At 37.5% G+C, this 12,080-nt stretch carries 10 protein-coding genes and 1 pseudogene; 7 read left to right on the top strand and 4 right to left on the bottom strand.

The window, feature by feature from the left end:
* The first annotated feature begins 79 nt into the window (after nucleotides 1-79).
* The 7 genes from KPC_RS12385 (at nucleotide 80) to fdx (ending at nucleotide 5,501) form a co-directional block, all read left to right on the top strand.
* Nucleotides 80-553, top strand: a complete 474-nt coding sequence (locus tag KPC_RS12385; RefSeq protein ID WP_121974669.1) for an Rrf2 family transcriptional regulator — start codon at nucleotides 80-82, stop codon at nucleotides 551-553.
* A 1-nt stretch (nucleotide 554) separates the two neighbouring features.
* Nucleotides 555-1,772 (top strand): IscS subfamily cysteine desulfurase, encoded by a 1,218-nt coding sequence (locus KPC_RS12380; protein ID WP_121974668.1) that lies wholly within the window; start codon nucleotides 555-557, stop codon nucleotides 1,770-1,772.
* A 106-nt stretch (nucleotides 1,773-1,878) separates the two neighbouring features.
* Nucleotides 1,879-2,265, top strand: coding sequence for a Fe-S cluster assembly scaffold IscU (iscU, locus tag KPC_RS12375; protein ID WP_121974667.1), 387 nt, complete (start codon nucleotides 1,879-1,881; stop codon nucleotides 2,263-2,265).
* A 33-nt stretch (nucleotides 2,266-2,298) separates the two neighbouring features.
* Nucleotides 2,299-2,619: an iron-sulfur cluster assembly protein IscA gene (gene iscA, locus KPC_RS12370; protein ID WP_121974666.1), complete on the top strand. Its 321-nt coding sequence runs from the start codon at nucleotides 2,299-2,301 to the stop codon at nucleotides 2,617-2,619.
* Between the two features lie 114 nt (nucleotides 2,620-2,733).
* Nucleotides 2,734-3,249: a Fe-S protein assembly co-chaperone HscB gene (gene hscB, locus KPC_RS12365; protein ID WP_121974665.1), complete on the top strand. Its 516-nt coding sequence runs from the start codon at nucleotides 2,734-2,736 to the stop codon at nucleotides 3,247-3,249.
* Between the two features lie 37 nt (nucleotides 3,250-3,286).
* Nucleotides 3,287-5,146, top strand: a complete 1,860-nt coding sequence (gene hscA, locus KPC_RS12360) for a Fe-S protein assembly chaperone HscA (protein WP_121974664.1) — start codon at nucleotides 3,287-3,289, stop codon at nucleotides 5,144-5,146.
* Nucleotides 5,147-5,162: 16 nt separating this feature from the next.
* On the top strand, nucleotides 5,163-5,501 hold the full coding sequence (gene fdx, locus KPC_RS12355) for an ISC system 2Fe-2S type ferredoxin (protein ID WP_121974663.1): 339 nt from the start codon (nucleotides 5,163-5,165) through the stop codon (nucleotides 5,499-5,501).
* Nucleotides 5,502-5,883: 382 nt separating this feature from the next.
* Here the strand turns inward: fdx and KPC_RS12350 are convergent, their stop codons facing one another.
* From KPC_RS12350 to KPC_RS12335, 4 genes and pseudogenes are all read right to left on the bottom strand, one after another.
* A complete protein-coding gene (locus KPC_RS12350) occupies nucleotides 5,884-7,365 on the bottom strand; it encodes an adenylate/guanylate cyclase domain-containing protein (RefSeq protein ID WP_121974662.1) in 1,482 nt (493 codons plus the stop codon).
* Between the two features lie 67 nt (nucleotides 7,366-7,432).
* Nucleotides 7,433-7,867, bottom strand: coding sequence for an HIT domain-containing protein (locus tag KPC_RS12345; protein WP_121974661.1), 435 nt, complete (start codon nucleotides 7,865-7,867; stop codon nucleotides 7,433-7,435).
* 216 nt (nucleotides 7,868-8,083) lie between these two features.
* Entirely contained in the window at nucleotides 8,084-11,542 is a 3,459-nt protein-coding gene (mfd, locus tag KPC_RS12340; protein ID WP_121974660.1) for a transcription-repair coupling factor, read from the bottom strand.
* Between the two features lie 128 nt (nucleotides 11,543-11,670).
* A pseudogene (locus tag KPC_RS12335) lies at nucleotides 11,671-12,080 on the bottom strand (hypothetical protein); the annotation flags it as partial.

The following is a 12,080-nucleotide window of genomic DNA, read 5'->3' as shown; positions in this document are numbered from 1 at the left end:
CTTTTAATTAAAAAACTTGACTATTTTAGTCAGGATTCATAAAATCATCATATCTAGTCTAAAACATGTGTATCGAATCATGCGCCTAACTACTCGCGGTCGCTACGCAGTGACTGCTCTACTTGATCTAGCTTTGCAGCCAACTGAACAAACGATCACCCTCGCTGAAATTGCAGCACGCCAAACTATTTCAGTCGCTTATCTTGAGCAGTTATTTGCCAAATTAAAGCGTCACAGTCTAGTTTCCAGTGTTCGTGGTGCCAACGGTGGTTATCACCTTGCGCGTAATGCAAACGAAATTACTGTATTAGAAATTATTGAAGCCGTAAATGAAACTGTTGACGCTACTCGTTGTGACCATAAAGGGAACTGCCAAAATGGTGCAATGTGCTTAACTCACGATTTATGGCAAGAACTCTCCATACATATTGCCGATTATTTAGCTAAAATCACACTTGCTGATCTTGTAGCACGTGACAACGTTCAAACTGTTGCATTACGCCAAAATCCAGCAAACATTGATTCAGCCCTTTTATCGGTTACAGGTATCTGACATGAAACGTCCAATTTATCTTGATTATGCGGCTACTACACCTGTAGATCCTCAAGTTGCAGACCGTATGATGGAATGTTTAACTTTTGATGGTATTTTCGGTAATGCTGCATCTCGTTCACATGCTTACGGATGGCAAGCTGAAGAAAAAGTTGAATATGCACGTGAACAAGTCGCAAATTTAATTAAAGCTGATCCGCGTGAGATCGTTTGGACTTCGGGCGCAACAGAATCTGATAACCTTGCTTTAAAAGGTGTTGCTCAATTTTATGCATCAAAAGGCAAACATATCATTACAAGTAAGATTGAACATAAGGCTGTTCTAGATACTTGTCGTGAGTTGGAAGAAGAAGGCTTTGAAATTACCTATCTTGAGCCAGAAGCTCGCACTGGATTAATTACCCCTGAGATGGTAGAAAAAGCGCTTCGTCCAGATACTATTTTAGTTTCATTAATGATGGTCAATAATGAAATTGGTACTGTGACTGATGTTGCCGCTATTGGTGAAATCACTCGTGCACACAAAGTATTTCTTCATGTAGATGCCGCTCAAGCTGCAGGTAAAGTTGAAATTGACCTTTCAACAATGAAAATTGATTTAATGAGCCTTTCAGGTCATAAAGTATATGGTCCTAAAGGTATTGGTGCTCTTTACGTCCGCCGTAGCCCCCGTGTCCGTATTAAAGCGCAAATTCATGGTGGTGGTCATGAACGTGGTATGCGTTCAGGAACTCTTGCAACCCATCAAATCGTAGGTATGGGTGAAGCATTTGAACTTGCAGGCAAAAACCTTGAAGCTGAACAAAAACGTTTGCGTATCTTACGCGACAAGCTTTGGAATGGTTTACAAGATTTGGAACAGGTTTTCTTAAATGGGCATCCAGAATATAATGTTGCAAACTATCTAAATGTTAGTTTCAACTTTGTTGAAGGTGAATCATTGATGATGGCATTGAAAGATGTTGCTGTATCATCAGGTTCTGCTTGTACTTCTGCAACTCTAGAACCTTCTTATGTACTTCGTGCATTAGGTTTATCTGATGAGCTTGCACATAGTTCTATTCGTTTCAGCTTTGGCAAATATACAACTGAAACTGATATAGATCACGTTATTGCAATTACCAAATCGGCAGTTGAGAAATTACGTGAACTTTCACCACTTTGGGACATGTACAAAGAAGGTATTGATCTCAATTCTGTAGAATGGGCAGAACATTAATTCTCCCCAGTCACTGTGGGCATTTCATTGATTTTCATTAAAATGCCCCAATATTAAATACTAGCAATATATTATCAACGCTGACCCCGAGGTTTGGAGAAGCATCATGGCTTATAGTGAAAAAGTAATTGATCATTACGAAAACCCTCGTAATGTTGGTGTTTTAGATAAAAACGCTGAAAATGTTGGTACAGGCATGGTCGGTGCACCAGCATGTGGTGACGTTATGCGACTTCAAATTCAAGTGAATGATGACGGTGTAATTGAAGAAGCACGTTTTAAAACTTATGGCTGTGGTTCAGCAATTGCTTCAAGTTCATTAGTCACTGAATGGCTTAAAGGTAAAACTTTAGATGAAGCTCAAGCGATCAAAAATATTGATATCGCAACAGAACTTGCACTTCCTCCAGTAAAAGTCCACTGCTCTGTACTTGCTGAAGATGCCATCAAAGCTGCGGTAGAAGATTACCGTAGTAAAAAATCTAAAGCATAATCTTTCTTTCGTTGATGATCGAATGGAGTTTTCATGATCAATTTAACTGAAAATGCTGCAACTCATATCAGCAATTATTTAAAAAATCGCGGTAAGGGTGAAGGTATTCGCGTTGGTGTGAAAACTTCAGGCTGTTCAGGTTTGGCGTATGTACTCGAGTTTGTAGATGATATCGATACACATGACAAAGTTTATGAACAGTTTGGTGTCAAGGTCTTTGTTGATCCTAAAAGCTTGGTTTATTTAGACGGTCTAGAAATGGACTATGTCAAAAATGGATTAAATGAAGGCTTTGAATTCAACAACCCGAACAAAAAAGGTGAATGCGGTTGTGGTGAATCGTTCACAGTATAACCCTCTTCTCCTTATCGCATAAAACAGTGCATTGCACTGTTTTTATTGCATTTACCAGAGTCATTAATGGTTTTATAATTTTATCCAGACTCTAAAATTTGGAACTTACTCCCAATGAATCATTTTGAGCTGTTCAATCTTCCTGTAGCACTCGATATTGATTTAGCAGATTTAAAAAATCAGTTTTTAAAATTGCAACAACAATATCATCCAGACAAAGCCACTGATAAAGACCAAGCCTTGATTAAGTCAAGTGAAATAAATCAAGCATTTAAGATTTTATCTAGTGTTGATAGTCGTGCAGGATATCTACTGGCACTCAAAAAGCAGGATCATCACCTTGATCAGTCTATTAATGATTTTGAGTTTCTTCAATCCGCGTTAGAAATTCGTGAACAACTAGATGAAGCTACTTCACCAGAACAACTCCATTCTCTAAAACAAGAGGTTCAACAATGGATTGATGGTTTAGTTCGTGAATTCAAAATTGATTATGATGGTGAAGATTGGGCTGAAGCACGTGATACTGTTCGCAAGCTCCGCTTTTTCCAGAAAGTTATGAACGATATTGATAAAGCGGAAGATCAGTTGTTAGATGATGAAGACTTTAGTCTAGATGATGATTTTTAATTTAATATTTATGACTTATTTCCAAGGGATTTAACACATGGCACTCTTGCAAATTGCTGAACCTGGACAATCAAGTGCGCCACATGAACATCGCATTGCTGTTGGTATAGATTTAGGTACGACACACTCTTTAGTTGCAACCGTTCTTTCTGGTAAAGCAAAAGTTCTTCATGATGAAAAAGACCGTGTGTTACTTCCATCTGTTGTCCACTATTCCAGAGACTCAACAGATTACGGCTATGAAGCAAAGCCCTTTATTACCCAAGATCCTAAAAATACTATTGTATCAGTTAAACGTTTTATGGGTCGTTCAAAAGCAGATATCAAGTTTCAACACCCGTATACACTATCAGGTGCTGAACATGAAATGCCTGCATTTGAAACTACACAAGGTCGCAAAACACCTGTTGAAATTTCCGCTGATATTTTAAAGCAACTCAAAGACCGTGCAGAAAAAAGTTTAAATAACCCTATAAATGGTGCTGTTATTACCGTACCTGCATATTTTGATGAAGCACAGCGCCAAGCTACTCGTGACGCGGCGGAGCTTGCTGGTCTTAACGTACTACGCTTACTGAATGAACCAACTGCTGCAGCCGTTGCCTATGGTTTAGATCAAGAGTCAAATCTAGCTACAGATCGAAATTATGTTATTTACGATTTAGGTGGTGGAACATTTGATGTCTCAATTTTGCGCTTTTCTCAAGGTGTTTTTGAAGTTTTAGCGACTGGTGGACATACAGCATTAGGTGGAGATGATCTCGATCGTCTTATCGTAAAATGGGCAAAAAAACAACTCAATCTGGAAACTCTTGATGATGCTGAATATGCGCATTTTGTTGTTTCTGCCCGTAAAGCAAAAGAAGCATTAACCGATTCAGATTCGGTAGAGTTAAAAGTTCTTGATCAGATATTAATGCTTGATCGCCAAACTTTCGAAGACATCATTAAAGTTGCCTTAGATAAAACCATTAGTGTCTGTAAACGTGTTTTACGTGATGCCAAACTTGGACTTGATGATATTCAGAATGTTGTTTTGGTTGGTGGTTCTACCCGCTCTTATGCTGTTCAAAAAGCGGTACGTGAAGTCTTCAATCAAGAACCCCTCTGTACAATTAACCCTGATGAAGTTGTTGCTATTGGTGCATCAATCACAGCCAATCAATTGATTGGCAACAGCCAGGATGGTTCTTTATTGCTTGATGTCACCCCGCTTTCACTTGGTCTTGAAACAATGGGTGGTTTGGTAGAACGACTGATTTCCCGTAATACTGCAATTCCGGTAGCCCGGCGTCAAGAGTTTACAACCTATCAAGACGGTCAAACTGCCATGCTGATACATGTTGTACAAGGTGAACGGGATCTAGTCGAACATTGTCGTAGCCTAGGTCGTTTTGTTCTACGTGGTATTCCACCTATGACAGCTGGTCAGGCACGTATTGAGGTCACATTCCAAGTTGATGCAGATGGCTTACTTACTGTAACAGCAAAAGAAACAACCTCAGGTATTCATGCACATATTGATATAAAACCATCCTATGGGCTTTCAGAAGCAGATACTGAACGTTTACTGCTAGAAGGTTACCAATTTGCTGAAGAAGATAAAAACCTTCGCCATTTACATGAAACCAAGGTTGAAGCTGAGCGTGAACTTGAAGCTCTTGAACAGGCAATTAAAGTTGATGCACCGCTACTCTCTAGCGAAGAGCTTACTGCTTTGAATACGGCAAAAGATTTTCTAAAATCCAAGCTAGACAATGGTGATATTAAAGTAATCGAAGATGCCGTTCAAAAGCTCAAACTACATAGCGATGCTTTTGCTGCAAAACGTATGAATCAACATATTGATCATGCGTTAAAAGGCACCAAACTTGATGACTGGTCAAACTCAAACTAAATTATAGGTAAAGACTATGCCTCGTATTAAAGTACTACCCCATGCGCAAATTTGCCCCAACGGTGCCGAGTTTGAAGTTGAACAAAATGCGAACCTTTGTCAAAGTTTACTCAATAATGGTATCAAAATTGAACATGCATGTGATATGTCATGTGCCTGTACCACATGCCATGTAATTGTTCGTAAGGGCTTCGATAGTCTGGAAGAAATGGATGATGTAGAGGCAGATCTATTAGATCGTGCCTGGGGGCTTGAGCCAGATTCACGCTTATCTTGTCAGGTTAAAATCGTTGATGAAGATCTGGAAGTAGAGATTCCAAAATATACAATTAACCATGCTTCAGAAAATCACTAATTTATTTCCCTCTCTTTAAAAAAACCTGCTCAAGCAGGTTTTTTTTAAACTTTTTCAATATATTTATAAATCTGTTTTTGCACTTAAATATAGATAATGATTATCATTTAAAATAAACTTCTTTTAAATCAACATCATTTTTACACCTTTTTTGTGTCACAATTTGCAATAAATTACAAATTGCAATATTATTCACATGATTTAACTTATTCAGAAGTGGTTTTATGAATATTTTAAAATTCCTCGCGAGTTTTAATACTATAAATACTTATTTGATTATTGCTATTGCAATTCTTATTCTCCTTGTTAGTTATTTTTATTTTATTAGCCCTTAGATACTGATTCGTTACAAAAACCTGCTCAAAGCAGGTTTTTTATATCATTAGTGATTATTATTTTTCAGCATATTCAAATCTTTGTGATCAGATATATTTATTTCATCTTCCAAACGCAGTAATGCTACTCCTTGAGCATTAGTAAGCTTTTCTTGAATCTCAATACGTTTGATCATTTTTTCTAAAACATCGATTAATTCAGGATATTCAAAATTCTGAACTTCTTCCAAATTCAAAACAAGGTTAAATCCTTTATATTCATACTCGAACCATTGCTGATTTTCACTCTTATTATCAGAATATTTTTCAATTACTTGCCAGGTTTTGACCAATCCCTGAATACCTTTAAGCGAAATAGGTGCTTTAGGTGAACATAGATAATCATTTTTAATCAGTCGATAGGTCTCATCAGAAATCAAAATTTCATCAATCTCAGCAGCATATTGCAATCTTGCAGCCAAGTTTGCATCACGTCCAACAATCGTATAAGTCATACGATGTGTTGCACCGTAGTTGCCAACGTGACAATAACCTGTACTGATTCCCATCCGAATATGTAAGGCTGGATAGCCCATCTTTATCCAGCGTGCACGCAACAACTTCATTTGCTGACGCATTGCCAAAGCCATATCAAGGCAGTTTTTAGCATCTTGATCAACACCTTGCGAGTCAGGATCACCAAAGAAAATCAATATGGCATCACCCATAAACTTATCGATCGTCGCGCCATATTGTTTAGCAATTTCAGTCATATGACTTAAATAATCATTCAACAAGAAAGCTAAATCATCTGGTATAAGTGTTTCTGAAAGCTCTGTAAAACCTTGAATATCAGAAAAGAAAATAGTCATTTTCTTACGCTTATATTCAATTTTTGCTTCAGATTCACCACGCATAATAGATTGCCAGAGCTGAATAGGTGCATAACGGCTTAACTGGTTCGACAACTCCATATAGCGATTCATTTGTTTAAAATAGTTTTCACGCTGCTCATAAAGTCGTTTAATTCTTCTATTTTGGTAGTAATTGCCAATATTCACAAAAATAATCAGACCGACAAAGGAAATCACTGTCAGCTCTGGACTACTCTGCTGAAAATACTGATCAAATCCAAAAATAAAAATAATATTGAAATAGAAAACTAGAATTCCAATCAGACAGGCCAAAGATCCCATCAAAAAAGATATTTTATTATTAACAGCTGCGTAAAAAATGCCAAAAAGTAATGTAAATGAAACAGCTAAACTTAAATGCGTTGCTGCTAGACATATACTTACAACAACCACATCCAGAATAAAGTATATATTTTTCCTTATCTTAGTATCATACCGATATTCAAGCCATCGCGATAACCGTGGTGAAATAACGATCAGGAAGATAAAGAAAACTGGAATAAAAATCTGATAATTTGCAATTGGAGTCGTGAAATAATAAATCACCACGATTAAAGAAAGCATCAGATATCCTACCAAACGATAGAATATCTCGAATTGCTTAGGTTCTTTATCCAACATGCGATCTAATGGCACAAAAAATTAGACTCCAATTCTAATTAATTCTTTATATCCTTAACTTTTATAATTATCAATACAACAATTAATCCATACGCCAATCAAACGGCATATCACCTTGACCACGTAATGCAAGCATCAAGGTCTGACGCATATGTGCCAATACTTCATTATTATACGGAACAGCAGGCGTTCCCCATACTGGTTTAGGCCATGCAACATCATTTTGATAACGTACAACATGATGAAAGTGAAGTTGTGGAACCATATTTCCCAGTGCAGCAACATTCATTTTATCAGCACGGAATACGCGAGATAATTGACTTGATAACCAGCTTGATTCACGCAAAAACTGTTCTTGATCTGCTTGACTTAATTCGTAAAGCTCAGAAATCCCTGGTACACGTGGAATTAAAATCAACCACGGGAATTGCATATCATTCATTAAACGACATGTAGATAGCGGAAAATCGCCTACAAAAAAAGTATCTTGAGCAAGTTGAGGATGCAAACTAAACATATCTTTATAAATGAAGCAAAATTAGAATGATGGCTAATACTATCACATCAATAATAGTGTGAATATTGTTAATCGTGAGTTTTAGCACAAATAAACAAAGTTTTATTAGAGTTACAGTCTTGATTTAAGCAAATTTCATATACAGTCTTTCCTTTGTTTTGATACCACCAGTTTTAAAAACTTAGGCAACCATAAAATCACAGTTGCCTGGAACAATTAGTTTAATTCAGCAATCAATTTAGCAAGTAAATCCAAAATAAACTGAATACGTTTTTGGTAATCTTCAAGCATCACCATAACTTTTAAACGTTGACCACCATCCATTCTGAAATATGTCGGGTTTTTCTGCATTAACTGAATAATACTTATTGCCTGAACAGGTGTATCTGGTGAAAACTCAATATGTCCACCATTTGGCCCAATATCAATTTTGGTAATCCCCAATTGCTCTGCCTTCAAACGAATTTGATGCACACTAAACAATTGCTTGACTGGTTGTGGCGGTACACCAAAGCGATCTATTAACTCCATGCGAATATTGTCAAGTTTTTCCAAGGTATCTGTATTACTAATACGCTTATAAAACAGCAAACGTTGATGAACATCTCCCAGATACTCATCAGGGATTAAAGCAGGCATATGTAAAGTAATTTCAGCAGTTAATGATAATGGTGCATCAAAATTCGGGGTTTTACCCTGCTGAATTGCTTTAGTTGCCTTTTCCAGCATTTCCATGTACAGACTATAACCGATTGCCTGCATAGAACCACTCTGCTGCTCACCTAACAACTCACCAGCGCCACGAATTTCCAAATCTTCAGTTGCCAGCATAAACCCAGCTCCCAGATTTGATGCACGGGTAATAGCATCTAAGCGTTTTTCAGCATCACCTTTTAATCCTTTGATAGAAGGTACCAATAGATAAGCATAGGCCTGATGATGAGAGCGTCCGACACGGCCACGCAGCTGATGAAGTTGAGCAAGCCCTAATTTATCTGCTCGTTCAATGATAATGGTATTTGCATTCGGAACATCAATACCCGTTTCAATAATTGTTGAGCATACCAGCACATTATATTCTTTGTGATAGAACTGCTGCATTACCTGCTCCAGTTCACGCTCCCTCATTTGCCCATGTGCTACAGCAACACGTGCCTCAGGAACCAGATTACGTATGTTCTCTGCTGTACGTTCGATGGTATCAACTTCATTATGTAAAAAATAAACCTGACCACCACGGAGTAACTCACGCAGTATAGCTTCTTTCATGGTTTCATTAGTCTGCTCATGAACAAAGGTTTTTACTGCCAGACGGCGTGCTGGTGGTGTAGCAATGATCGATAAATCACGCATTCCGGAAAAAGCCATATTCAATGTACGTGGAATTGGGGTTGCTGTTAAAGTCAACATATCCACATCAGCACGCATGGCTTTTATACGCTCTTTGTCACGTACACCAAAACGGTGTTCTTCATCAACAATCATTAAACCCAGATTTTTGAATTGAACATTTTCCTGCAAAATCTTGTGCGTACCAATAACGATGTCAACTTTACCTGCGACTAGATCTTCAATAGTTTTTGTATGTGACTTACTCGAACCAAAACGAGACAATACTTCGATACGAATCGGCCAATCTGCAAAACGATCTTTGAATGATTCATAGTGTTGTTGTGCCAGGAGTGTCGTAGGTACCAGTACAGCAACCTGTTTATTATTCTGGACGGCAACAAAAGCTGCACGCATTGCGACTTCAGTTTTGCCAAAACCAACATCACCACAAACCAGACGATCCATTGGTTTCGCCTGTTGCATATCATAGAGCACGGCTTCGATCGCATTAGCCTGATCAAGTGTTTCCTCATAAGCAAAACCACTCACAAACTGCATATAGGCACTTTGCTCTAGTTCAAATCCATAGCCTGGTTTTGATTGGCGACGAGCTTGTATATGCAAAAGTTCTGCTGCAACATCGTGGATTTGTTCAAGTGCTTTGCGTTTAGACTTATTCCATGCATCAGATCCAATTTTATGTAATGGTGCAAGGTCTGGATCACCACCACTATAACGGCTAATCAAATGTAAATTGGTCACAGGAACATAAACTTTGGCTTCATCAGCATAGTCTAGCTGTAAAAATTCATGATCCTGATCATCAATACTTAAAGTAACCAGTCCTGCATAGCGTCCAACCCCATGATCAATATGGACCACTGGTGCACCGATACTTAATTCAGTCAAACTACGGATCAGAAACTCTTCGGAAACTTCCTGCTGACGCTTACGCCGGCGTTGAACAACACGATGTTCATAAAGCTGATTTTCAGAAATAACCGTTAACTGATCAGTTATTACCAGACCACGATCCAATGGAGCATTAGTGATTGCAACTGAAAATTGCTGTTGTTGAAAAACAGCAAAACTTTCAACGACAGGAATATCACCTAAACTTGGGCGGAGTGCATCTTTTAAGGTTTCTCGTCGTCCCGCGCTTTCAGCGACTAATAATACAGGATGATTCGCCTGGTCAATATATTGTTTTACAACATGAAATGGATTTTCAGATTTTGGCTCTACAGCCAGTTTTGGTGGTAAAGCTGTTTGAAGGTTAACGACCCCTGCTTTTTCTTCTACTGTGTCAGTAGATACAATGACTCTTGGGAAATGATTAATTTTTTCAAAAATCTGATTTGGTTGCAGAAAAATTTCTTCAGGTGGCAATATTGGTTGATCAATATTATGTCGACGATCTTCATACCTACGTGTAACTTCTTTCCAAAAGTTAATCAACTCATCGTCAACATGTTTGTCTGTAATGACAATAGAATGACGTGGTAAGTAAGAAGTAATGTAACTATGCTGATCCATTGCTTCTTGACTAAAGAATAGTGGAAAATAAAAATCCAGACCTGGTGAAGCAATTCCTTCTAAAGCATCTTGATAAATTGGGTTTTTCTTAGGATTTGCTGTCGGGAAGCTCATCGCATAACGATCACGAAATGTCGATCGGCCTTCTTTTAATGGAAACTCTTTAGCTGGTAATACAGTAAAACGTTCTAACTTGTTTGTTGTTCTTTGTGTTTCAGGATCAAAGAATTTTAAACTATCAATTTCATCATCAAAAAGGTCGATACGAATCGGTGCATCTTGTCCGGAAGCATAAATATCCATAATACTTCCACGAACAGCAAACTCACCATGATCATAAACTGTATCAACCAAATGGTAACCAGCTTGAATTAAACGTAGTTTTTGCTGTTCTAAATCAAGTTTTTCTCCGACTTGGATATCAAAATGTTCACCTAACACCCATGAAGTTGGAGCAACACGCTGTGCAAGTGTCGATGCAGAAATAAGAAACACACCCTTTTTAGGCATATTTGCAAGAATAGATAAACGCTCAGAAACAATGTCTTGATGTGGAGATAAACGATCATAGGGCAAGATTTCCCAATCAGGAAATATAACTGGCTTGACACCATAAAATTCCAGCTCACTCTCAAGCTGTCCCAGATGCTGATTATTACGAGCAACCAAAACAAATAACTGTTCTGATTTTTCTGAAATTTCTTTAAATAATAAAGATGCTGATGAACCTAGCATATTGCCGATCCATCTTTTTTCACCAGATTTAATTTGTTTTAAATTAAGCTCTAAAATTTCTTTTTGAAACATGAAAATCGCTTTAGGTCACAAAAGACATGTGCGATAGTTTAACATGATGATTTGAACGTATTAGGAAATTTATCCAAGAATAATATTTTCAACATTCTGCTATAAGTGAAACTATGAGCAATCACACATTACACTTGCTTATAATTAGTAATTGCAATAATTCTCTTAAGAATCGGTTGAAATACAGGTGGCATATAAGCTGAACTGATAAATTTGGTACTCACCTCATTTATTGCATGTAATTTACAGAACATGATACGGTGATGCCCTTGATTTAATTTATCTTTTACGCCCATAGAACGGCAAAGCATGATATGCATTGGAAAGTTAAAATCATAACCATTTTCCTTAAAAGAATTATATAGTTTGTCATAACGCTCCTGACGTTTTTCTTCACTCAGTCTCCAGCGGGGATTTGTCCAATTATAAGCTGTATCGGGCGTTTTAATATTTCTTTCCAAATGATTCTCAGTGATATCTGTTAGTAAAATTTTATAATTTTCGGAACTAAAGTTTTGTCTACGGGAACGTATTTTCT

It is taken from the genome of Acinetobacter stercoris (assembly GCF_900323515.1).
Taxonomy (GTDB): Bacteria; Pseudomonadota; Gammaproteobacteria; order Pseudomonadales; family Moraxellaceae; genus Acinetobacter; species Acinetobacter stercoris.
This window is presented reverse-complemented; position numbering and strand designations above follow the sequence as displayed.

Bases quoted from the DNA above. Each gene is read 5' to 3' on its own strand.
- KPC_RS12385 (WP_121974669.1), top strand. From the start codon at position 80: ATGCGCCTAACTACTCGCGGTCGCTACGCAGTGACTGCTCTACTTGAT.
- KPC_RS12380 (WP_121974668.1), top strand. From the start codon at position 555: ATGAAACGTCCAATTTATCTTGATTATGCGGCTACTACACCTGTAGAT.
- iscU (WP_121974667.1), top strand. From the start codon at position 1,879: ATGGCTTATAGTGAAAAAGTAATTGATCATTACGAAAACCCTCGTAAT.
- iscA (WP_121974666.1), top strand. From the start codon at position 2,299: ATGATCAATTTAACTGAAAATGCTGCAACTCATATCAGCAATTATTTA.
- hscB (WP_121974665.1), top strand. From the start codon at position 2,734: ATGAATCATTTTGAGCTGTTCAATCTTCCTGTAGCACTCGATATTGAT.
- hscA (WP_121974664.1), top strand. From the start codon at position 3,287: ATGGCACTCTTGCAAATTGCTGAACCTGGACAATCAAGTGCGCCACAT.
- fdx (WP_121974663.1), top strand. From the start codon at position 5,163: ATGCCTCGTATTAAAGTACTACCCCATGCGCAAATTTGCCCCAACGGT.
- KPC_RS12345 (WP_121974661.1), bottom strand. From the start codon at position 7,867: ATGTTTAGTTTGCATCCTCAACTTGCTCAAGATACTTTTTTTGTAGGC.
- mfd (WP_121974660.1), bottom strand. From the start codon at position 11,542: ATGTTTCAAAAAGAAATTTTAGAGCTTAATTTAAAACAAATTAAATCT.